Source organism: Lysinibacillus sp. YS11 (assembly GCF_002896375.1).
GTDB classification, from domain to species: domain Bacteria; phylum Bacillota; class Bacilli; order Bacillales_A; family Planococcaceae; genus Lysinibacillus; species Lysinibacillus capsici.
On sequence record NZ_CP026007.1, the window covers coordinates 2,397,710 to 2,419,475 of the forward strand.

Consider the following 21,766-nt stretch of genomic DNA (forward strand, 5'->3'; position numbering starts at 1 on the left):
TGAAATGAATATTGCATTGACAGATGAAGCCCTACAATGGTTCAAACATGAAATGGAAGTTGAACCTGGTGATACAATTCGTTTTTATGCACGTTATGGTGGCTCAAGTCCGTTTCACGAAGGCTTTTCACTAGGAATGACACGTGAGGAACCTATTGCCATAGGTGTGCAAACAGAAATTGATGGTGTTATCTATTACATTGATGAGAAAGATCTTTGGTTCTTTAACGATCACAATTTACATGTTGATGTTGATACAAGTAATGATGAATTACAATACGACTATCGTACATAAAGCAGTCTGTCCTTTCCATACATGAAAGGACAGACTGTTTTTTTATTTATTACAAAACAAGACACACGAAAGTTGCAAGGAATGTGATATTGCCACAAATAGCTAGATTTTTCATATCTCTTTCGTTTATCTCTCAAAAAAATTGTCCATTCTAAAGGTAATGAACGACCATTTGAGGAGGAAAACACATGTCCATGTCTAACAATAACGAGACCTCCCCATCCCATACAACGAACGATTTATTGTATACTTCCCTATCTAAAAATATAAAAATCATTCAACAATCACTAGGGCATAGTAATGATATTATCATACGTGAAATTGCGATTGGAGAAACTGATCCCCATAGCCTCGCCATTATTTCCATTGATGGCTTATCGGATAAAACGACTATTTCTGATTCTGTTATCGATAAACTGATGGCAAATATTGAAGAAGAACAAGATATTGAAATAACAACCATTAATCAATATGTTCGGAATTCCTATTTAACGGTAGGCGATGTGACGAATATTGAGCATTTCACAACACTCTACAATGCCATTCTCAATGGTGAAACGGTTATTTTATTAGATGGCTTTGCCGAAGGGATTGTGACAAGTACTAGAAGTGCCAAGGATCGAGCTGTCACAGAGCCATCGACGGAATCCGTAATTCGCGGACCGAGGGAATCCTTTACGGAAACCTTGCGTACGAATACAGCGCTCATTCGTCGCAAAATAAAAAGTCCGAATCTCTGGATAAAATCACGCGTTATCGGAGATGTGACACAAACAGATGTAGCAGTGATGTATATAAATGGCATCGCCAGTGACAAAATCGTCGCAGAGGTATTGGCTCGATTAGATCGTATTAATATTGATGGCATTCTGGAAAGTGGCTATATTGAGGATTTTATTCAAGACTCAAAAAACTCTATGTTTCCTACCGTCTACAACTCTGAACGACCTGATGTCATCGCAGGTGAATTATTAGATGGCAAAGTGGCGATTCTAGTTGATGGCACACCTTTTGTCTTAGTCGTTCCAGCGCTATTTACATCCTTTTTACAATCAGCAGAAGATTATTATCAGCATTGGATGATTAGCTCACTTGTACGTATCTTGCGTTTCTTTGGTATCAGTCTAGCATTAGTAGCACCATCCTTGTATGTGGCGATTACTACCTTTCATCAGGAAATGCTACCGACACCCATGTTAATTAGCATTGCTTCACAAAGGGAAGGCGTACCCTTTCCTGCAGTAGTAGAAGCGCTTATTATGGAGGTTGCCTTTGAGGTCTTAAGGGAAGCTGGACTTCGTATGCCTCGAACAATCGGTCCTGCGGTATCCATCGTAGGTACTTTAGTTATTGGTCAGGCAGCAGTTGATGCAGGCGTCGTTTCCGCTGTAATGGTAATTATTGTAGCCTTAACAGCGATTTGTAGCTTTCTATTCCCTGCCTATGGCTTATCGAATACGATTCGTGTACTACGTTTCCCATTAATGATTTTAGCTGCTATGTTTGGTTTATTCGGTGTAATGTTTGGCATTATGCTAATTATTCTTCATCTATGTAGCATTCGTTCATTTGGTGTACCTTATTTAAGCCCATTCGCACCGTTGGTATTACAGGATCAGAAGGATGCGTTTCTGCTGTTCCCGCGTAGAAAGTTACTTACACGACCTCGTTTGGTCAATCAAAAAAATATTGTTAGAGGACATAAATATATCAATGTAAAAAGCAGGAAATAACAACTGGATAAATGAGGAATGAAATATGGCAAAAATAAACTGGATTTGCTTACTATGTATCCTCACAATACTGTTAAGTGGCTGCTGGAGTAAGCGTGAATTAAATGAATTGGCCATAGTCGTAGCATTTGGCATTGACAAAATAGATGAGGAATATGAAATTACAGTTCAAATTGTTGATCCTAGTGAAGTCTCAGTGCGCCAAGCTTCCACTCAACGCTCTCCTGTCGTTAGCTATCATTCGAGAGGCGAGACCATCTTTGAAGCCATTCGGAAAATGACGACTATTGCAGCTCGAAAACCTTATTTTGCCCACCTTCAAGTGGTTGTATTAGGGGAAGATCTCGCGAAAGAAGGCATTAGTGATGCACTTGATTTAATTGTAAGGGACCATGAATTTCGTAAGGATTTCGACGTCATTATGTCTCACGAAGCAACAGCGAAGGAAGTATTAAATGTACTAACACCCATCGAAAAAGTTCCTGCAAATAAAATCTTGAATTCCCTTGATGTCTCTGAAAAGGCTTGGGGCTCCACGATAGCTGTTAATATTGATGAATTAGTCAATACGTTAACCAATAAGCATAAAGGGGCGTTAATTTCTGCTATTGAAGTTCATGGCGATAAGAAATTAGGTGTAGATCAAACAAATGTGCAACGTGTTAAAACACCTGTGCTATTACGTTATACAGGTTTAGCAGTATTTAAAGGGGATAAATATATAGGGCTACTGACTGAAAGCGAAAGCAAAAGTATTAGTTTTCTTAATGACAAAATTCAAAGTACGATAGAAATCATCGCCTGTCCTAATAAAGGGACCTTGTCTACTGAAATCACCCAATCCACTACAAAGGTGAAAGGGTCATTTAAAAACGGGAAACCGAAAATCGATGTCCATATTAATGTAGAGCAGAATGTTGGAGAGGTCGAATGTGATATCGATCTTACCAAAAATAAATCGATTGATTACGTTAATAAAAAAACAGCCCAGGGGATTGATGACCGCATTGAAAAAACAGTAGAGAAAATTCAACAGCAATATGAAGTCGATGTTTTTGGATTTGGGGATGCCCTACATCGGGCAGATCCAAAGCAGTGGAAAAAAATTAAGGATGACTGGACTTCCATTTTTCCAGATTTAGCAGTGGCTGTTCATGTAAAGGTAACAACCCAAGGTTCAGGTACGATGCAAAATTCATTATTAAACAAGCCAAAGGAGGAGTAATGAGATGGTACTAGCAGTAGCTATCTTGATTATTGCAATCATTGTTGCTCTTGTTTTTATTCCAAAGCTAAAAAAGCAACAGGATAGAAAAGCCATTATTGTATTCTCCTTTTTGCTATTTATTGGAACGGCTTTAAATATGGGGATTGCCCTTAAAATCCATATTCCTAGCCCATTAGATTTGATTACCTTTATCTTCACACCGATTAGGGATTACATTGTGTCATTCACAAAATAGAAAGATGGACTGAGAAACGGAGGGTAGCTTGATGGAAAAAGAGATAATTAGTTCAAGACAGTTTACAATCGTTACCTTTCTCTATTCTATCGGTACAGCGATTTTAATTATCCCTTCGAGTATTACTGGTGCCTCTAAGCAAGATGCTTGGATAGCGGCAAGCATTGGTGTTCTGCTCAGTTTACTGGTTCTAAAATTATTTTTAACACTGGCCAATCAAACACCGTCCCTAAACTTTATCGAGGCCAATGAAAAAATTCTTGGGCGTTTTTTCGGGAAAATCACAGCGATTTGTTTCCTGATTATGACCTTTCTTTCGGCTGGAGAATTACTTTATTTTATCGGTATTTTCATGAAAACGGAAGTTATGCCAGAGACACCGACATTAGCATTTGCCCTACTGTTCAGTATCCTTATTATGTATGCCGCTTATTTAGGGATTGAGACCTTTGCCCGTTCGGCAGAAATCCTCTTCCCATTGTTTATCTTTATTTTTATTTTTTTCGTCATTAGTATTACCCCTCAAATTACATTTGAGAATATTCAGCCTCTACTAGAAGCGACCAAAGCATCTATGTTTTATAGTATTGCACGCTTTATGAGTATCTTTTCCTTTCCATTAATTGTATTATTGATGCTCTATCCTACTGGCGTCAATGTACAGCCGTCTGCACAGAAAGGGCTATATATTGGGGCAATCCTTGGCGGAATCGTCTTAGTTACGTTGATTGTCCTATCGATTCTTGTATTAGGTCCTGAAAACACTGCATCAAGGACATTTCCTAGCTATGCCTTAGCGCAAAGAATATCTATAGGGAATTTTTTACAGCGCATAGAAATCATTATGGCATTTATGTGGATTACGTCTATATATATTCGTACATTTATGTATTTCTATACGACCGTTGTTGGCCTTGCACAAATTTTGAAGATTAAGGATCATCGTCCGCTTATTATACCGATGGGTATAATTGTCATTGGACTTTCTCAAATTGTTCATCCAGATATTGTGCATTCTACTAATTATAATAATGAAATTTGGCCAATCTTTTCCTTTATTTTCACCATTTTATTACCCATACTTTTGTTGATTGTGGTAGTTATTCGCAATCGTAAATCCAAGGCTCAAAAAAACGAAACACCTCAGCAGGAAACAGAAGATGACAATCAAAAAGTCTAATTTCTTCTAAGCTAGAAAAGAAATTAGACTTTTTATTAATTAAATATGATATTCGATTTCATCTACAAAATCCCATTCATATGGTGTTTCTTGGTAAACATAGTAGTTCAACCAGTTAGAGAATAATAGATGCGTATGGGCACGCCATGTATTCATCGGCACTTGTGTCGGATCGTCATTCGGGAAGTAGTTTACAGGAACGGCGATATCTATGCCCTTCGCCACATCGCGACTATATTCATCGGCTAGCGTTGTCGCATCATACTCTAGATGCCCCGTAATCATAATATTTTTATTATCTTTTGATTGTACAATAAATACCCCAGCATCCTCTGAATAGGATAATAATCGTAGATCTGGATGATTGCGAACCTCGTCAATCGAAACAGATGTATAGCGTGAATGAGGTGCAGTAAATAAATCACTAAAGCCACGTACCAAATCTACAGTTAAATCTGTAATCACATGGGAATAGACGCCTGAGCATTTAGCAGAAAGCTCAACCTTCCCAATGCCATAATGATGATACAATGCAGCCTGTGCCCCCCAACATATATGTAGCACGGATGTCACATTCTTTTTAGACCAATCCATAATTTCTGAAATTTCCTGCCAATAGTTGACCTCTTCAAAAGCCATTTTTTCTACTGGCGCACCAGTTATAATCATACCATCATAGCGTCGGTGTCGAATCTGATTGAACGTTGTGTAGAAAAGCTGCAAATGGGATTTACTCACATTTTTAGACTCGTGTGTGGCTGTATTCAAAAAGGTAATATTGACTTGTAATGGTGTATTCCCCAATAAACGTAATAATTGGAGCTCTGTTTTTTCTTTTTCAGGCATTAAATTTAATATTAATATATTTAATGGACGGATTTGCTGTGTTTTCGCACGATCTTCTTCCATGACGAAGATTTTTTCCTCACGTAAATGTTCTCCAGCTGGTAAATTTTTCGGAATATTAATTGGCATCTTGCTTTCCCCTCTCTATAATCACTCTCTTTTAGCAAATCTTGCTTGCGTAGGATGCAACGAAATTAAAAAATCCTCCTCATTCCATACGAGATAGAATGAGAAGGATTTTTTTCACGTCCACTCTTATCTCTCAAAGGAAAAAATCCTTTGCTGGAATTAGCACCTTTCTAACGATTGTTAGAGGTTGCTGAAGCGTCATCGGGCCAAATCCCTCAGCTTCTCTTGATAAGATTATTTAATTATCTTGAATTGTAACATGAACTTGTTAGAATATCAATAATTCATAGAATATTTTGTGATTCACGCGCATGTTTCTTGGTCATTTGATGTACACTAAGCTTGCTATCTGTGGGGTTTCTACATTTAAAATTTATGGTAAACATGCCGTAATTATGTTACCATATACTTTTAGTAAGAGAGAGGAACGTGAATAGTTTGATTAAAATTGAATTTCCAAAACCAGATCTAGTAATCCGTCAACGTGAACAAGATTTAAAACCAGGTGATGTGCCGATCACACCTTACTTTGGTTTTATTGACTTCCATAAAATCACACGTGATAAAGGCGGCATTTTCTTATTCTATAATGACAAGAATGAGCTATTGTTTGTTGGGAAAGCACGTAAAATTCGTCAACGTATTAAAAAACATTTCGAGGATAATGTATCTCCGATGAAAAACCATCGTGATGAAGTGTTCAAAATTGAAGTCTATGAAGTAGAAGATCCAATGGAACGTGAAATTTACGAAACATATGCGATTAATACTTTCCGCTCTAAATATAACGTAGACAAAGTCTTTTATTAGACATCACGTAAAGAAACCGAAATCTCATTTCTAAAGGGATTTCGGTTTCTTTTATCACATAATGGTCATACGATCAATTGGCGTACTCTGACCGTTTATTCGCAAATCAATGGTATCCAGCTCAGGATTCTTGACGGTGATTTTAAAAACATAGGGTTGAGCCTCTTTCCTTTGCTCGCTGCCTTCTTCTAACTGGATAATAAGCCTATTTCCCTCAGCTGTAATACTTGCCAATACATTCCCTTTTGAATAATAAACAAGGTAATATGGAGCATCCTTTTCATGCAATAGTTGTATTCTTTCATTAGAAACGATATTTTTCTGGACATTATCTGGGACAACCGTTAGCTCATGAATCGTTGGTGGATCGGTAGGTGGTGTAGCATTACAGGCTCCTAGCATTAGTAGGCTCATTAAACCTAGCAACACGAATTTTTTCAAGTTCCTCCCCTTCCTTATACGACTATTCTAAGAAAAAAGCTTTACGCTCCTTAGCAATCCAGTCTTCTAACTCCTGATCATCACGTTTTACTAACCGATTGATGAGCACATCATGCCATATATAATCCTCTAACAAATAAATATGAACCGGATCATTGGTGATAAAGGCCGTCTCTTGGGTAGATGGAGAATGACCATAAATCATTTCCTGACCATCTATCGATAAGATAAACCAATGCGGTGTAGACGCTTTTTTTGTATAATGTGTGGCTCTATGCTGGTCAATTGAGGCGAGATGCTCTCCTACATACAACGTAATGCCATGAACAGGAACATGCAGCGCCACCTCTTGCAAATCTTCACGTAAGGCATCATACATATCTTCCCACATCGACAGCATCACTTTTTTCTTCGCCTTCTTTAGAAGTGACTGACAATAGTTGATAATGGATTCCTTGCCCTTCAGCATGACCACTTTAGGCTCAGCTTCCTGTACTTTTTCCTCTAATTTCTCTAATTTCCCGCTTATAGACGTAAAATTCGACTCCCAGCGCTGTTGCATTTGCTGTAAGAACACAGACACAGGCATTGCCGAATAGGTCGTTTGTTCTGCGGTCTCTTCTTTTAACACGATGCCCTTTTCTACAAGGATATTTAAAATATCATACACTCTTGCACGTGGTATGCCAGAATTTTTACTAACCTGATAAGCACTGACATGACTTTGCTGAACAAGTGCCGTATAGGCCTTCGCTTCATATTCTGTAAAACCCATTTCTTTCAGCTGGGTGATTAATTCCTCCATGTAATCCCTCCATTATCTTTATTATAGGCTACCAATGTGAAGATTTGCCAATGAAAAAATGGGGTTTACAGCGTAAATAAAATTAGTTACTATTTCAGTAGTAACTAATTATAAAGAGGTGTCATATGTTGTTTGAAATCGATGTACATATTCTCATACTATTAATTTCTTTTGGATTTCTGGCGGCTTTTGTTGACTCAGTAGTGGGAGGGGGCGGTTTAATTTCACTACCAGCCTTACTATTTGTTGGGCTCAATCCAGCTGCTGCGGTTGCCACGAACAAACTAGCAGGAGCTATGGGCTCGCTCACTTCCTCTATTTCTTTCTATCGTTCTGGCCAGCTGGACATTCGCTCTGTCCTCAAATATTTTCCACTAGCATTTATCGGATCATTATGTGGTGCTTGGACTGTGCATCTGATTAATCCAGCATTACTAAAGCCATTAATGCTTGTTATGCTGGCGGCTGTTGGGGTATATACGATCTTTAAAAAGGATTGGGGTGCCGTCTCTACCGTAAAAAATCTATCTAAAAAACATTTGTTTTTATTTATGCTGCTATTATTTGCTATTGGTTTTTATGATGGATTTCTTGGTCCTGGCACAGGGTCGTTTTTAATCTTTAGCTTCTTATTGGTAGGCTTCGATTTTTTAAAGGCGGCTGGTAATGCGAAGTTTTTAAATTTGGCGAGTAATGTGGCTGGTGTTTGTATGTTTGCTTACTTAGGTCAAATTCATTATGTTTATGGTCTAGTCATGGGCATTGCGCAAATTGGTGGGGCTATGCTTGGCTCACGGATGGCAATCAAGAAAGGAAGTGGCTTTGTCCGCACACTATTTATTGTCGTTACAATGACATTACTTGCGAAAAATGCCTATGATTTTATGATGCATTAAAATAAACGCCACAGAATTTGAAATCTGTGGCGTTTTGGCGTTAAATCATAAGCTTTTCGTTTTTAAATTTATGACTAGTGGACAAACTGACAATCACAAAAATAAAGAAGGATGCGACAATTGGTATCGTGACTGTATGCATACCAAAGACAGAAGGATAAAACCGATCAATCATAATATACAACAACATGCCTGAAATCATTGACGCAATCGCTCCGTATTTATTCGCTTTTTTCCAATACAATCCTAAAACGACTGTCCAAATAAAGACAGCCTCTAGTCCACCGAAGGCAAATAAGTTCAACCACACTAATAAATCAGGTGGATTGAGTGCAAAGATGACAACGGCTAGGCCAATGACTGTTGTTACAATAAAGCTTGCACGCTTTATCTCTGCATCACTAGCTTTCGGCTTCATATAATTTAAATAGATATCTTTGACAACTGTAGAGCTGACAAGCATTAGTAAAGCATTAACCGTAGACATTGTCGCAGCCATTGGTGCAGCTAAAACGATTCCTGCTAAAAATGGCGGTAATACCTTCAACGTCAGGAGCGGCATGACTTTATCACCAATCTCAATGCCCGGTAAGACAGGTCGGGCTAACACCCCAATTAAATGCATGCCAAACATGATTGTCCCTATGGCAATCGTGCCAATAAGAATCGCTTGATGCATACTTTTGGAATCCTTATAGCTCATCGCACGAACCGCAATTTGCGGAAGTCCTACAACCCCTACACCAATGAGAATCCAAAATGTTGAGACATACAGAGGCGTTAAATCTCCTTGTGCGCCAAATGGTGACACAAAGTCAGGATTTTCAGCGACCAGTGAGGCCATTATATTGTCGATGCCTCCACCTGCCACAATGGTGCCGATTAATAAAATAATTGTACCAATCACCATAATTGAACCTTGGACCGTATCTGTAAGTGCAACCGCACGGAAGCCTCCGATAATCACATATACTAACACGGAAATCGCAAAAATAAACAGTGCTGCTGTGTAGCTTAAGCCAGTTAATGACTCAATTAAGCGTGCACCCCCAACCCATTGAGCCATCATAGCCGAAAATAAGAAAACAATGATGCTAATGGCTGATAAAATAACAATGACATGGCTTTTGTAGCGTTCACGTAAAAAGTCGATTAACGTAATGGCCTGGTAACGACGAGCAATAATGGCGAATTTTTTCCCTAAAATCATGAGTACAAAATAACCTGCTGGTAGCTGAGCCATTGCCAGTAATACCCACCCAAGTCCTTTTGTATAGGCTACACCCGGTCCTCCGATAAAACTACTCGCACTGCCATATGTAGCAATCATCGTCATTGCAAGGATAAAACCACCCATTTCACGACCACCTAGGAAATACTCCTGCAGGAATGAATTAGAGGAGCGGACATGCTTATTGGCCCAAATACCGATTCCAAAAATAATAATTAAAAATAATAGCAATGGAAATACAACTTGCCAATGCATTAGCGATCCACCTCCTCATCATCGAATGGTACCTCTTTGAAAAAGAGTTTCATCACAATCCAGATAAGAAGGATCATAAAGCCTGTCCCAGCGATACAGCTATAGAAAAACCAGGCAGGAAAACCAAATACATACGTATAATTTCTTGGATCTCCTGAACCTAATCCATAGGCAAAGCCAAACCAAATCGCAAAGTTGACAAGGACGAGTCCAATTCCGATAAGCGCCTCTCGATGCGCTATTTTAAAGCGTTGATCTTTCACATGTAATCCCCCTAACCTACTCTATTTTACTGATATGTCGGTCTGATGGGAAGAGATGTGAGTAAATAAGGATAAGTTATATGGAAATGATTTTGTTATACTAAGTAAAAGGTAAGGAGAAGAAAGTTGCTTGATCCTGACGTTTTTCACACAAACCTAACTATCCCTCACAATTATGTAGACATCTACAACAAACTGATAATGGAGATAAGTAAAAACCTTCGTCCATCTAGTTAGACGAAGGTTAGTTAGTTTATAATGGTCGCTTTTCCCAAGGTTGTAGCGTCCCGACGATATGGATAGGTTGATCCTGTTGAATAGCAGCAACGACACCTTGCGATATTTCCTCATGCGTAAGCCATCTCGCATGACCTTCTTCTATCATAAAACCTAGCTGGATTTGCCTGTATTGCGAACGAGCAGGGAGCTTCAATTTCTCTTGGACTTCACTTAAATTCGCCTTACTCCCCAACACATGAAACAGTTTCCATTCCCCATTATTCTCTATTGAAATTACATTGGAGATGTTCTCTAATGTAGTGTCCGCATAGGAATGAATCCAAGCAACGACCAATTCAATGGGCCCATTATGCTTAAGCGTTTCTTCTAGCTTCTCTTTTAATAAGGCTATATTACAATAATCAACTAAAATCGGCGTTAGAAGGGCGGGTTTGGTTGTTCTATTTCGCAAATCTTCCATTCGATGGGCACTACGTCCAATTACTGAGACATGGTAGCCATCATTCACTAACCAAAGGGATGTGTCAGCCAACATCCCTGTTCCACCAATAACTAATGCGTGGGCCATTTATGTGTCCCTCTCTTATTTCGGATTTAGAAAGACGAGCGTTTCTTCCTTCTCATCATACTTAACAGATAGATGAGTCGACAAGCCTATACAATGCCTTTTTATCGATTTTACCAACGCTTGTTTTCGGTAGTTCGTCTAAGAAAATCATTTGTTTTGGAATCTTATAACGTCCTAATTGTTGATGACATAGCTCATTAAGATCATCTATTAGAGAGGCTACTTGGTGGGGACAAACAATAAAAGCTGTCACGATCTCACCCCAATAGTCATCACCTACACCAATCACGGCCACCTCCCGCACATCTGGATGCCGTAGTAGACATTGTTCTACTTCCTGAGGATAGATATTTTCACCACCTGAAATTATCATTTCTTTTCTACGCCCAACAATATAAAAATCGCCTTCCGCATCCATCATCGCTAAATCCCCTGTTTTCAACCAGCCATCTTGCAGGATATTGGCAGTTTCTTGCTTGTTATTCCAGTAAAAGCGAAACATATGCTTCCCTCTTACCAATAGCTCTCCTACTTCTCCAGGTGCACAGCTTTTTCCTGTATGACTGATGATTTTAGCTTCATTGAATTGCATGCTTTTCCCGACAGCCCCCTTTTTTGCATAGGCACGCTCTCGGTCAATATAAAAATTATTGGGTCCTGCTTCTGTTAAACCATATCCCTCTTTAAAAAATAATCCCTTATTATAAAAAGCATCGTAAATAGGATGAGGGCACGGGGCACCGCCAGATAAAAATACCTTCATGGAAGGAAATTGATTTTCCTGAAAATACTTCGTAGCAATCATTGCTTGATACATAGTTGGCACAAAAGAGAAATTGTCGTTTGATATTGGTTCGTTGCTTGCAGTGCCTCTTCTGCATCAAATTTATCGCCAATAATGACCGTTCCTCCCGCCATCAGTAAGGGAATGCATAAAGCATTTAAGCCACCAGTATGAAACATCGGCATATAATTTAATGTCCGATCTTGAGCATGTAAACCCCAGCTAATAATAGTATTCATGGCATTCCAATTGACCGACTGAAAGGATAACACTACCCCCTTTGGCTGACCCGTCGTGCCTCCTGTATAAATCATTAACCATGGATCATCCACATCCACGTCTTGCCTACTTGGTTGTATCTCCTTCTCATGCTGGCTAACATGAAGTGAAAACATTTTTTCTAAAACTAAGGGACAATGACTATCCTCTTCGTATAATAGGATAGCAGGAGTCGCATCCTCCAAAATTTGTGTTAGCTCCTCCTTGCTTAAGCGCCAATTTAACGGTACATAAATGAGCCCACGTAGCCCACAGGCAAATAAAACAGCAAACAATTGGATATGATTTTTCGCAAAAACAGCGACTCTACTTCCCTTTTGTAGCTGCTGCCGTTCGAAAAATTGACTCCATTTGCCGATTTCCTCAGATAATTGCTGGTAGGTCCATTGTTCCTTTGATGTTAAATTAATTAAGGCGATGTGGTGAGGTGTTAAAGCTGCACGTTTTAAAATCCATTCTTGCTCAACAAACATCTTGACTACCCCCTATCACATCATTATTGCGCCATCCACATGCAGAGTATGCCCATGAACATAGGAGGCCTCATCAGATGCTAAAAATAAATAGGCATTGGCAATATCACGTGGTGTCCCTAGGCGTTGTAGGGGGACGATTGATCGCATTTGAGCCAAAATATTTTCAGGCATTTTTTTGACCATATCTGTTTCTGTAAAGCCAGGTGCCACTGCATTAACATTAATCCCCTTACGCCCTAATTCCTTCGCCCATGTTTTTGTCATACCTACAATCGCTGCTTTTGTCGCTGCATAATTGGTTTGACCAACATTGCCATATACTCCACTAACTGAGGATGTATTTATAATTTTGCCTCCACCTGCTGCCACCATATAGGGAATGACCTCCTGTGTACAATGGAAGACACCTGTCAAATTGACATCTAGTACCTGCTGAAATTGATCCTCCGTCATTTTTGTCAGCATCGCGTCTCTTGTAATCCCCGCATTATTCACTAAAATATCAATCCGTCCTGCCTGTTCGATCACTGCCGTCACCAGCTGATTAACGCTCTCTCTACTTGCAACATCTACTTGTATAAATACAGCATTTTCGCCTAGTTGTTGTGCTGCTAGAATGCCTGCTTTATCGTCATAATCGGCGATAAACACCCATGCCCCCTCCTCGATAAAACGCTCAGCAGCCGCATAGCCAATACCATTTGCAGCGCCTGTAATGATAGCCACTTTATTGTTCAAACGCATACTGTCTTCCTCCAATTTCTAAAAAGGCTTCAATTTCAGCTGTCAATTGTGCTAAATCGTCGACCAACGGCGAATGCCCACAATTTTTTAGGCTTACAAACTGTGCTGTTTTGCCTAAATCATGTAATATCTCTGCATTCATTTCCTCTGTAATCACCAAATCACGATCCCCTCGGAGCACTAAAATTGGGATATGAAGCAACATGGCCTCCCGAGAGCCTTTTGCCACCTCATTGTCAACAGCGCTTATATTAAATGTATTGAGTGCATGATATACTTCTGCTAAATTGCGCTGTGTAAGCATATCCTCTACATATTCTTGATACTTTCCCTCGTTTGGTCGATGATGCGTATAAATTAATGCATTCCATATAGACTGTAAGCCTTCCGCATTTTTTTCATCGTAGAAGCCTTGAATAAGCTTTGTTTTGGATGTATCCACCAATACCTCCTCATAATGATAGGCTCGCTTAAAGGAGGCTGGATTGCCTGTTCCTAAATCCGTGTAAAATGGATAACCACGTGTAGAAGCAGACGCAAGTAAAATTAGTCGTTGACAGTGTCCTGGATAATTTGCTGCAAACTGCATACAGACAGCTCCACCTGTTGACCAGCCAATCATATCAAAGCTTTGCAGTTGCAGTGCATCCACAAATAGTTTGACATCATCACTAAAATCTTTAATAGCAGTAATTGGCTTAAGATAGGATGATTCACCAAAACCACGTAAATCTATCGCGTAAATGGTGTATTTCTCGTCTAAAGCATCCATCAGAATATCCCAATGCTTAGAAGATGTCATATTGCCATGTACCAACACTAAAGGATGACCTCCACCTGATCGCTTGCGATAGGCCATTGTTTCTCCATTTGCTAGTTGAATCGTTTTTACCATGCCATTTCCCCCTTATCCCCAACGTATTGTGATAGCTCCCCATACATAGCCAATGCCAGCACTAACAAGCGTCACAATATCGCCTGCTTGAATTTGCTTTTGCTCCTGTGCTAGCTGTAGGGACAATATTTGATCGATCTGACCTATATGTCCATAGTCTTGCAAATAAATAGACTGCTCCTGCTGTAAGCCAAGCTCCGTTAAAATATAATCATGTGCAGATCTTTTCATGTGCAACATCGCTAAATAATCTAGCTGATCGTCACTGTATCCACTTTTCGCTAAAGAACTGCGAATGACCTTCAAAAAATTGCTTAAAGATTTTTGTTCTAGCCGCTCCTTCATCCCAATGGGGTCCAAAACGTCAAGCTTATATAAATTTTCGGTTAAATGGGTTGGGGTTAATGGATTTTTCGTTCCCCCGACTGGCACGACTACATCCTCTGAGAAAGAACCATCCGTTATAATATCTGCCTCTAGTAGCAAATTTTTTCATAGTTTTTTTGTAATAACATGGCCCCTCCACCAGCCGCTAAATTGTACATAAAGCGCGTTCGGGGATTGCTGTAATCGATAAAATCAACATTACGATAACCACCTGCTAATAGAATGGTTCGTATGGTGTCATCTGAGGCCATTAGGCTTTTCGCCACTTTCAACGCCATAATTGTAGTGCCACAGCGTAATTGCACATCAAATGCCCATGCATTCACAGCACCAAGCTCCTCCTGCATTTTTATGGAGGCTGTCCAGAGTGGATATTCCTTATGCTCCTCCCCCATATAGATGACAACATCAATATCCTTAGGGTCTATATTTGCTTTTTGAATCGCCTCCTGTGCTGCCCATATACCCATTTGCACGGTATGATCAGACTTATCAGGAATTGGCTTTTCATGAATGCCCATTTTTTGACGGATAATGGCCTCAGGAATATTGGAAAGAGCCGCAATTTCCTGCGATGTCATCTTCTGTTGAGGTAGATAAATACCTGTACTAACAATACCAACTGTCATTCAAATCGCTCCTTTTCCTGAGGCAAGGGACCTGTCGTTTTTCGTTGCTTTAGCCTTCCTCGCCACTTCCAAAAGAGCAATCTTAATGAGCCAATAATACCTTTTGGGAAGAAGATAACGGCTAAAATATAGAGAATCCCGAAGAAGATAATCCAACGTTCGAAAATAGGATAATCTCGTGCAAGCCCCGACAGTGCATGTTGCGCATATTCAATGACCGCCGAGCCTAATAACGGCCCCACTAAAGTACCAACCCCACCGATAATCGTCATTAACAATGCATCCAGCGTAATATCCATGGCCATCACACTCGTGTTAACGAAGCGCAATGACACTGCATATAAGGAGCCAGCAAAACTTGCTACAATGCCTGCCACAACTGAGGCAATGACTTTATAGTGCAACGTATTAAAGCCTAATGATTTCGTCCGCTGTTCATTTTCACGAACGGCAATTAAAATACGACCTGTTGGTGAATTAACAAAGCGATAGAGCGCCAAAAAGATGACCACCAAGCTTGCTAGCACAAAGAAATAGAAGGTCATTCGATCTCTAAATAGATCAGGTGCTCTGAATGTAAAGCCATCATTGCCATACGTAACAGAGCGCCACTTTTCAGCTAAGACTAAAAATAACCCCGAAAAGGCTAGCGTCAGCATCGCAAAAAAATGACTTTTTAAGCGTAAGGTTAATAAACCTACTAAAAAGCTAATGAAGCCTGCTAGTAGCATACCAATCACGATGGACAGTACAAAGATCAAGAGTGTGTGATCCATCTGCTTAAGCATGACTGCTGTTGTGTAGGCACCAATGCCGAAGAACATGGCGTGCCCAAAGGAGACGATGCCTGTATAGCCTAGTAAAATATCATAGCTCATTGCCAATATCCCAAAAATAAAGATTTGTGTGAGTAAAATAAGTAGTGTCCTTGAATCATTGACAAAAGGAAGGATAATAAAAATGATAAGTAACAGGATAAAAGCGAAAGCTCGTAAAGATATTTTGTTGTTCATGATGTCCGCTCCTTTCGCATCGCAAACAGCCCCTGAGGACGGAAAATTAAAACGATGGCCATTAAAATCATATTGACCGCCAGTGACAGCACAGGGACATAATAAGCCATAAAGCTACCTGCTAGCCCTACTAAAATCGCTGCAAGCAGGGAGCCGGAAAAACTACCCATACCGCCAATTACCACAACAATAAAGCCTAAAATGGCATACTCCATGCCCATTTCCGCATAAATCACACCTGAATAGGGAGCCATCAACATGCCACTAAGTGCCGCCAGAGCAGCGCCCACCATAAAGACGTATAAAAATACACGCTTAATATGAATACCGAGAGCCTGCGCCATTTCCTTATCCTGCACCCCAGCCCGAACGATCAAGCCAATCTTCGTGCGCTTCAGCATGTATTGGAAAATACCAAAAATCACAAACCCTATGACAATAATAAATAAACGATATTTAATGATGATCACATCACCAATTTCCCAGCTTCCTGCTAAATAACTTGGTGTTTTTACTGCCACCCCATTTGGTCCAAAGACCACCTTAATAAGCTCCTGCAAAACGAGCATCAGCCCTAAGGTAATTAAAATTTGTTGAATATGATTGCCGTAAACAGGCGTAATAATGAATTTCTCTGTCAGCAGTCCAAGCAACGCTCCAGTCACAATCGCGCCTATAATCCCAACGATAAAACTTTCTGTCAACATATAGGTAAAGATGCCCGCATAGGCCCCCCAAACAAAGAGCCCACCATGCGCAAAATTCAATACATCCATTAAACCGAAAATTAATGTCAAACCAGCTGCTAGCAGAAAAATTAACATCCCAGTGGCCAAGCCATTAATGATTAAATTGACCAATAGCTCCAATGATAGTCACCCCCCTCTATCCAATGCCAAGATACTTGCGTTTTAGCTCTTCATCATAAATCAAATCCTGCATATTGCCCGAATTTACTGTTCTACCATCATCGATTAATGTATAGGTATCACCAATTCGACTAGCCATTATAAAGTTTTGCTCCACTAGAACAATGGACGTTTTCTTTTTCATTTCCACAATCGCTTCCATCACTTTTTCCACAACTATCGGAGCAAGTCCCTTGGAAGGCTCATCTATCAATATTAATTGGCTATCATTGATAAAGGCTCTAGCCATGGACAGCATTTGCTTTTGACCACCCGATAAATGCCCACCAGCCTTTTTCCAAAACTTCTTTAAATCAGGAAACAGCTCTAGCACATATTGCTGTCGCTCTAATGTGGCTGTATCCTCCTTGCGCATCGCTACCTTCATGTTTTCCTCTACCGTTAAATCTGCAAAAATCCCTTGATTTTCAGGTACATAGCCGATTCCTAATTTCGCCACCTTATAGGTAGGACTTTTTTTAATCGATTGGGAGCGAAAGGCAATGTCACCCTTTGTTGCAGGCGTTAAACCCATTATTGTTTTCAGGGTGGTCGTTTTCCCTGCGCCATTGCGTCCGAGCAGTACAGTCACCTGCCCCTCCTTCGCTTCAAAATTAACGCCCTGCAAAATATGATATTGACCAATGTGCGTGTGAACCTCATTCAATGTCAGTAAGGTGGTCATCGTACAGCCCTCCTAAATATGCATGTTGCACAGTATCATTATTCATAATTTCCTCTGGTGAGCCATCTGCTAATAGCTGACCATTGAACAACACCATAATAGAATCCGATAAATCCAAAATCATATCCATTTTGTGTTCAATGAGCAAAATGGTTTTATCCCCCTGCTGTTTTATGCTTCGAATAATTTCTAAAATCGTAGGTACTTCCTCTAATGACATCCCTGCAGTGGGTTCATCGAGCAGTAGAATTTCTGTATCTAATGCGAGTAGCATGGCAATCTCAAGCTTTCTTTTCTCTCCATGGGATAGCATTGTTGTCAGGGCATCTCGTTTATTGTCGAGTAACACAAGTGCCAATAACTCCTCCGCTTTGTCCGTAATCGCCTGATAGCTTTTGTAATGGCGGAATAGCTGATAACGAATTCTCTCCTTGGATTGGACGGCTAAACGAACATTTTCGAGAACCGTTAAGTTTGGAAAAACATTGGTAATCTGAAAAGATCGTCCCAATCCCATTCGAGTTCTTTCAATGGCCGACTTTTGTGCAAGTGATTGACCTTTAAAATAAACATCACCTGCAGTTGGCTTTAGCTCACCACTAATCAAATTAAAGAAGGTTGTTTTCCCAGCACCATTCGGCCCAATAATGGACTTTAAATGCTTCTCAGGCATTTGAAAATTAACGCCATCTACAGCCGTATGTCCCCCAAAACGAATTGTTAAATTATCTGTATATAATATAGGCTCCATTCTCTACTCCCTTCCTTCTCACATTTATGTAGAGAGACAGCTATGCTGCCTCTCAATTCTTTAATTCATAACGGGAGGTGCTGTCTCTTCAGGACTAAGCTCCCGAATAAGTACTGGTACTGGATAATCCACACCATCTTGTTGCTCTAAGCGAATCGAATACATGGATTGTAGAGCCTGGTGATCCTCTTCACGGAATGTCATTGTCCCTTTTGGTGTTTCAAAGGACATACCTTCCATAACGTCGATTAACTTGTTGGCGTCTGCATCCCCATCCGATTGTTTCAATGCCTCCACAATAGCAATCGCCGCAGACATGCCGCCAGGAGTAAATAAGTCGGGCACTTCATTGAAACGTTTTTGATGTTCATCTACTAACCATTGATTGACATCATTTTGAGGAAGTGTATGATAATACACCGAGAAGCCTTCCATCCCAACCAATGGATTCATAAATTGAAGCGCAATAATATCCGGCGCACCCGTCGAAATTTTAATGCCTTTTTCTTGAATTTTAAGATCTGCAATTTGATTCCATGGTGAATTTGCCCCCGCCCAAACCACAAACAAATAGTCTGGCTTCGCATCAATCACTTTTTGCAAATTGGAAGTAAAATCTGTTGCGGCAGGATCTGCATACTCCTCTAGTACAATTTCAGCCCCTAATTTCTCCGCTGCCGTTTTAAAGGCATTCACACCATCCCAGCCAAACGAATAATCTGGCGCAAATGTAGCAATTTTCACACCTTTGCCTGCAATAGCCGCTGCTGCCGCATAGGCATCCTGTGATGAATTACGACCTGTTCGGAAAATATACTCATTGAACTCTGAACCTGTAATACTGTCAGCCACTGCAGGCTCTACCACCATAATTTTTTCATACTCCTCGGCAAGCGGTAGAACAGCGAGCGTATCACCCGAGCTTGAAGAGCCCACTAAAAAATCAACCTGATCATCTTCTAAAAGCTTTGTCGCTTTTTGCACAGCCACCTCTGGCTTTGTTTCGGTATCCTCATATACAATTTCTATTTTCTTACCATTGACCTCCATCGTGCCCCCTGTTGCATACTCAATTCCTAAATCAAATCCTCGCTGCGTCTGCTTCCCATATGACTCAAGCGCCCCAGTTAACGATGCAAGTACACCAATCTTAATTGTGCCGCCTTCCGCAGTAACCGCCTTCGTCTCCCCATCAGAAGAATCCGCTTCCGTTGCGCCGTCTTTCGTATCCCCATTACAAGCCACCAACACCACAGCCAACATCACTAAAAGAAACCAATACCACTGCTTCCTCATCCCATATCCCCCTTCAAAATAAGCTCCCTAGAAAGCGCTTTCTTGCTATGACAACACTATATAAAAGTCCAGTTACAAATTAGTTACAAGCTAAATGGCTAAAATATGAGCCACCTAGCTCTGTCCCGAAAAGGGAGCGAAGCAGAATGGCAACTAAAACAACATTTCTTAAAACAAAAAGCAAGAATGTTTAGAAATCAACATTCTTGCTTTTTAGAGTCCACATCTATTTTTTTCTTATAATTCGTTTCTCTTTCCCTACTGCATTAATTGCAGTGATACATCGGATTCTTATTGCTCTTTTCCTTCTGCATAGCTTTATACCCCTAAATAAAGATGACTTTTAATCGTACGCTTCATGATAACCATTCCTGTTTCAATATACTATACAATAATGAATCTCGCCAAACGCCATCTTTCATTAACATGTTTTCACGTAATATTCCTTCCTTTGACATTCCTATTTTCTCTAATACTTTGGATGATCCAATATTTCGAGGGTCGCATGTTGCATAAATACGATGGAGCTTTAATGTTTCAAAGCCGAAAGTCATCATCAATTTAGCACTCTGCGTTGCTATTCCCTTACCCCAATAATCAGGGTTCACGATATAGCCAATTTCCCCGACTTCATTTACAAAATCCCTAATCATGATTTCTACCGCACCTATTAATGTTTCTTGATGAATAATAGCAAAAACATATCGTTCCCTTGGTGTTTGTGTTGCTTCATCGAGAGCATCCTGAATGAATTCTTTTGTATCCTCTTCTGAATTCGGTCCCCATGTTTGATACCTACAAACAACCTCCTGAGAGGCATATTTATGCACATCAACCCAGTCTTGCTGCCTGAATTCTCTTAAAAATAATTTATCATTTGCAAGTATCACTTTAATCCATCGCTCCCTCTACACGATTCAACCATTCACTCATCAGCTCGGTAAACAATTCAGGTTGTTCGATCTGCAAATTGTGACCAGCACTATCTAAGATTGCAAAGGTTGCTCTGGGGAACTTTTCTAGAAGTGAAAACGCGTCCTTATAGCCAACCACAGAATCTTGTTTACCAAGCAAAAAGAGACTTGGCTTATCAAAGGACTTTTCGTCAACGGCAAAGGAAAATCCGTAGCTTTGCTGAATTTTTTCTAAAAATGCCTGATCCGCTAGATTACACCCTGCCAACACCTCTGTTGAATAACGCTCCCAATTATAGGCATCTAAGACAACTTGATTAGCCATAAAGTCATCTTGCTCCTGCTGACTTAATGTTGATAAAAAAGCAGTGTCTGTTTGTACAATACAATGCGGTGGCACCGTACGTTGTTCTTTTTCAGGAATGATAAGAGGGCAAATAAAGGCAGTACCTAAAAGTTGATCCACTGATTTCCTCATAATACCGCGCGCTAAATAGCCACCATAAGATTCACCAACCAACAGGTATGATTCTTGCGGAATGATTGTGTGTATCAATTCGATAATCGCTTCTAGCATTTCATCCGAGTTTTGAATTGATGAATAGTCTGTTGTCTTCCCCATTCCTGGAAGATCCAGATAAATACGTTTCCACCCTTCACGTTCTTTAAAAACAGGCTCCATACAGCCCTTCATCAAACGATGATCAGGAGAAAAACCATGTAGCATGATGATAGGTATCCCTGTTCCAATTATTTCGTAGTAAATATTCGCTTTTTTCGTCTGACAAAATGGCATTGTTGTTCCTCCATATAGGTTACATTTTTATAGTATTGTCTACCCCACTGTTGG

Annotated in this window: 22 protein-coding genes, 2 pseudogenes and 1 riboswitch; of the genes and pseudogenes, 7 read left to right on the plus strand and 17 right to left on the minus strand. The window is 40.0% G+C overall.

What is annotated here, in order from left to right:
* The first annotated feature begins 4 nt into the window (after positions 1 to 4).
* The 5 genes from LBYS11_RS11825 (at position 5) to LBYS11_RS11845 (ending at position 4,671) form a co-directional block, all read left to right on the plus strand.
* Positions 5 to 295 carry a HesB/YadR/YfhF family protein gene (locus tag LBYS11_RS11825; RefSeq protein ID WP_048393071.1) on the plus strand — a complete coding sequence of 97 codons (291 nt, stop codon included), beginning with the start codon at positions 5 to 7 and terminating at the stop codon, positions 293 to 295.
* 188 nt (positions 296 to 483) lie between these two features.
* Complete coding sequence (locus LBYS11_RS11830) at positions 484 to 2,028, plus strand: spore germination protein (protein WP_054550233.1); 1,545 nt, start codon at positions 484 to 486, stop codon at positions 2,026 to 2,028.
* Positions 2,029 to 2,053: 25 nt separating this feature from the next.
* Positions 2,054 to 3,253, plus strand: coding sequence for a Ger(x)C family spore germination protein (locus tag LBYS11_RS11835; RefSeq protein WP_054550234.1), 1,200 nt, complete (start codon positions 2,054 to 2,056; stop codon positions 3,251 to 3,253).
* A gap of 4 nt (positions 3,254 to 3,257) precedes the next feature.
* Positions 3,258 to 3,491 carry a hypothetical protein gene (locus LBYS11_RS11840; RefSeq protein ID WP_054550235.1) on the plus strand — a complete coding sequence of 78 codons (234 nt, stop codon included), beginning with the start codon at positions 3,258 to 3,260 and terminating at the stop codon, positions 3,489 to 3,491.
* A 31-nt stretch (positions 3,492 to 3,522) separates the two neighbouring features.
* Complete coding sequence (locus tag LBYS11_RS11845; protein ID WP_103118204.1) at positions 3,523 to 4,671, plus strand: GerAB/ArcD/ProY family transporter; 1,149 nt, start codon at positions 3,523 to 3,525, stop codon at positions 4,669 to 4,671.
* Between the two features lie 39 nt (positions 4,672 to 4,710).
* Here the strand turns inward: LBYS11_RS11845 and metA are convergent, their stop codons facing one another.
* Positions 4,711 to 5,646: a homoserine O-acetyltransferase MetA gene (metA, locus tag LBYS11_RS11850; protein WP_004227915.1), complete on the minus strand. Its 936-nt coding sequence runs from the start codon at positions 5,644 to 5,646 to the stop codon at positions 4,711 to 4,713.
* Between the two features lie 123 nt (positions 5,647 to 5,769).
* Positions 5,770 to 5,881, minus strand: a riboswitch (SAM riboswitch).
* A gap of 203 nt (positions 5,882 to 6,084) precedes the next feature.
* On the opposite strand from metA, the gene LBYS11_RS11855 reads away from it, so the two are divergent.
* Entirely contained in the window at positions 6,085 to 6,456 is a 372-nt protein-coding gene (locus LBYS11_RS11855; RefSeq protein ID WP_004227912.1) for a nucleotide excision repair endonuclease, read from the plus strand.
* A gap of 54 nt (positions 6,457 to 6,510) precedes the next feature.
* On the opposite strand, the gene LBYS11_RS11860 is transcribed toward LBYS11_RS11855, so the two are convergent.
* Both LBYS11_RS11860 and LBYS11_RS11865 read right to left on the minus strand, forming a co-directional pair.
* On the minus strand, positions 6,511 to 6,897 hold the full coding sequence (locus LBYS11_RS11860) for a hypothetical protein (RefSeq protein WP_103118205.1): 387 nt from the start codon (positions 6,895 to 6,897) through the stop codon (positions 6,511 to 6,513).
* Positions 6,898 to 6,919: 22 nt separating this feature from the next.
* Positions 6,920 to 7,702, minus strand: a complete 783-nt coding sequence (locus tag LBYS11_RS11865; protein WP_054550238.1) for a TrmB family transcriptional regulator — start codon at positions 7,700 to 7,702, stop codon at positions 6,920 to 6,922.
* A 125-nt stretch (positions 7,703 to 7,827) separates the two neighbouring features.
* Here LBYS11_RS11865 and LBYS11_RS11870 point away from each other — a divergent pair, with 125 nt between their 5' ends.
* The gene (locus LBYS11_RS11870; RefSeq protein WP_048393079.1) at positions 7,828 to 8,598 is read left to right on the plus strand and encodes a TSUP family transporter; all 771 of its coding nucleotides are present in this window, start codon (positions 7,828 to 7,830) and stop codon (positions 8,596 to 8,598) included.
* Positions 8,599 to 8,638: 40 nt separating this feature from the next.
* Here LBYS11_RS11870 and panF read toward each other — a convergent pair whose 3' ends face one another.
* The 14 genes and pseudogenes from panF to LBYS11_RS11940 form a co-directional block, all read right to left on the minus strand.
* Positions 8,639 to 10,084 (minus strand): sodium/pantothenate symporter, encoded by a 1,446-nt coding sequence (panF, locus tag LBYS11_RS11875; RefSeq protein ID WP_048393080.1) that lies wholly within the window; start codon positions 10,082 to 10,084, stop codon positions 8,639 to 8,641.
* Positions 10,084 to 10,347, minus strand: coding sequence for a YhdT family protein (locus LBYS11_RS11880; protein ID WP_004227902.1), 264 nt, complete (start codon positions 10,345 to 10,347; stop codon positions 10,084 to 10,086). Before LBYS11_RS11880 ends, panF begins: the two co-directional genes overlap by 1 nt.
* A gap of 253 nt (positions 10,348 to 10,600) precedes the next feature.
* A complete protein-coding gene (locus LBYS11_RS11885) occupies positions 10,601 to 11,155 on the minus strand; it encodes a short-chain dehydrogenase (protein ID WP_103118206.1) in 555 nt (184 codons plus the stop codon).
* 61 nt (positions 11,156 to 11,216) lie between these two features.
* Positions 11,217 to 12,691, minus strand: a pseudogene (locus LBYS11_RS11890) (class I adenylate-forming enzyme family protein).
* Positions 12,692 to 12,706: 15 nt separating this feature from the next.
* The gene (gene fabG, locus LBYS11_RS11895) at positions 12,707 to 13,438 is read right to left on the minus strand and encodes a 3-oxoacyl-ACP reductase FabG (protein WP_048393085.1); all 732 of its coding nucleotides are present in this window, start codon (positions 13,436 to 13,438) and stop codon (positions 12,707 to 12,709) included.
* Positions 13,422 to 14,333 carry an intracellular short-chain-length polyhydroxyalkanoate depolymerase gene (locus LBYS11_RS11900; RefSeq protein ID WP_103118207.1) on the minus strand — a complete coding sequence of 304 codons (912 nt, stop codon included), beginning with the start codon at positions 14,331 to 14,333 and terminating at the stop codon, positions 13,422 to 13,424. The genes fabG and LBYS11_RS11900 overlap by 17 nt, the downstream gene beginning before the upstream one ends.
* Positions 14,334 to 14,345: 12 nt before the next feature.
* A pseudogene (locus tag LBYS11_RS11905) lies at positions 14,346 to 15,349 on the minus strand (3-oxoacyl-ACP synthase).
* Positions 15,346 to 16,362: a branched-chain amino acid ABC transporter permease gene (locus LBYS11_RS11910; RefSeq protein WP_054550243.1), complete on the minus strand. Its 1,017-nt coding sequence runs from the start codon at positions 16,360 to 16,362 to the stop codon at positions 15,346 to 15,348. The pseudogene LBYS11_RS11905 and the gene LBYS11_RS11910 overlap by 4 nt, the downstream one beginning before the upstream one ends.
* A complete protein-coding gene (locus tag LBYS11_RS11915) occupies positions 16,359 to 17,231 on the minus strand; it encodes a branched-chain amino acid ABC transporter permease (RefSeq protein WP_004227888.1) in 873 nt (290 codons plus the stop codon). Before LBYS11_RS11915 ends, LBYS11_RS11910 begins: the two co-directional genes overlap by 4 nt.
* Before the next feature lie 16 nt (positions 17,232 to 17,247).
* Entirely contained in the window at positions 17,248 to 17,955 is a 708-nt protein-coding gene (locus LBYS11_RS11920; RefSeq protein ID WP_103118208.1) for an ABC transporter ATP-binding protein, read from the minus strand.
* Positions 17,930 to 18,706, minus strand: coding sequence for an ABC transporter ATP-binding protein (locus LBYS11_RS11925; RefSeq protein WP_103118209.1), 777 nt, complete (start codon positions 18,704 to 18,706; stop codon positions 17,930 to 17,932). The genes LBYS11_RS11920 and LBYS11_RS11925 overlap by 26 nt, the downstream gene beginning before the upstream one ends.
* Before the next feature lie 60 nt (positions 18,707 to 18,766).
* Positions 18,767 to 20,002, minus strand: a complete 1,236-nt coding sequence (locus LBYS11_RS11930) for a substrate-binding domain-containing protein (protein WP_103118210.1) — start codon at positions 20,000 to 20,002, stop codon at positions 18,767 to 18,769.
* 356 nt (positions 20,003 to 20,358) lie between these two features.
* Positions 20,359 to 20,892, minus strand: coding sequence for a GNAT family N-acetyltransferase (locus tag LBYS11_RS11935; RefSeq protein WP_103118211.1), 534 nt, complete (start codon positions 20,890 to 20,892; stop codon positions 20,359 to 20,361).
* A 1-nt stretch (position 20,893) separates the two neighbouring features.
* A complete protein-coding gene (locus tag LBYS11_RS11940) occupies positions 20,894 to 21,712 on the minus strand; it encodes an alpha/beta fold hydrolase (protein WP_103118212.1) in 819 nt (272 codons plus the stop codon).
* Positions 21,713 to 21,766 lie beyond the last annotated feature (54 nt).

What these genes read in the sequence shown, in the direction of transcription:
- LBYS11_RS11845 (WP_103118204.1), top strand. Translation starts at nt 3,523, where the DNA reads ATGGAAAAAGAGATAATTAGTTCAAGACAGTTTACAATCGTTACCTTT.
- LBYS11_RS11865 (WP_054550238.1), bottom strand. Translation starts at nt 7,702, where the DNA reads ATGGAGGAATTAATCACCCAGCTGAAAGAAATGGGTTTTACAGAATAT.
- LBYS11_RS11825 (WP_048393071.1), top strand. Translation starts at nt 5, where the DNA reads ATGAATATTGCATTGACAGATGAAGCCCTACAATGGTTCAAACATGAA.
- LBYS11_RS11920 (WP_103118208.1), bottom strand. Translation starts at nt 17,955, where the DNA reads ATGACCACCTTACTGACATTGAATGAGGTTCACACGCACATTGGTCAA.
- LBYS11_RS11925 (WP_103118209.1), bottom strand. Translation starts at nt 18,706, where the DNA reads ATGGAGCCTATATTATATACAGATAATTTAACAATTCGTTTTGGGGGA.
- LBYS11_RS11885 (WP_103118206.1), bottom strand. Translation starts at nt 11,155, where the DNA reads ATGGCCCACGCATTAGTTATTGGTGGAACAGGGATGTTGGCTGACACA.
- fabG (WP_048393085.1), bottom strand. Translation starts at nt 13,438, where the DNA reads ATGCGTTTGAACAATAAAGTGGCTATCATTACAGGCGCTGCAAATGGT.
- metA (WP_004227915.1), bottom strand. Translation starts at nt 5,646, where the DNA reads ATGCCAATTAATATTCCGAAAAATTTACCAGCTGGAGAACATTTACGT.
- LBYS11_RS11940 (WP_103118212.1), bottom strand. Translation starts at nt 21,712, where the DNA reads ATGCCATTTTGTCAGACGAAAAAAGCGAATATTTACTACGAAATAATT.
- LBYS11_RS11835 (WP_054550234.1), top strand. Translation starts at nt 2,054, where the DNA reads ATGGCAAAAATAAACTGGATTTGCTTACTATGTATCCTCACAATACTG.
- LBYS11_RS11910 (WP_054550243.1), bottom strand. Translation starts at nt 16,362, where the DNA reads ATGAACAACAAAATATCTTTACGAGCTTTCGCTTTTATCCTGTTACTT.
- LBYS11_RS11830 (WP_054550233.1), top strand. Translation starts at nt 484, where the DNA reads ATGTCCATGTCTAACAATAACGAGACCTCCCCATCCCATACAACGAAC.
- LBYS11_RS11870 (WP_048393079.1), top strand. Translation starts at nt 7,828, where the DNA reads ATGTTGTTTGAAATCGATGTACATATTCTCATACTATTAATTTCTTTT.
- LBYS11_RS11840 (WP_054550235.1), top strand. Translation starts at nt 3,258, where the DNA reads ATGGTACTAGCAGTAGCTATCTTGATTATTGCAATCATTGTTGCTCTT.
- LBYS11_RS11930 (WP_103118210.1), bottom strand. Translation starts at nt 20,002, where the DNA reads ATGAGGAAGCAGTGGTATTGGTTTCTTTTAGTGATGTTGGCTGTGGTG.
- LBYS11_RS11900 (WP_103118207.1), bottom strand. Translation starts at nt 14,333, where the DNA reads ATGGTAAAAACGATTCAACTAGCAAATGGAGAAACAATGGCCTATCGC.
- panF (WP_048393080.1), bottom strand. Translation starts at nt 10,084, where the DNA reads ATGCATTGGCAAGTTGTATTTCCATTGCTATTATTTTTAATTATTATT.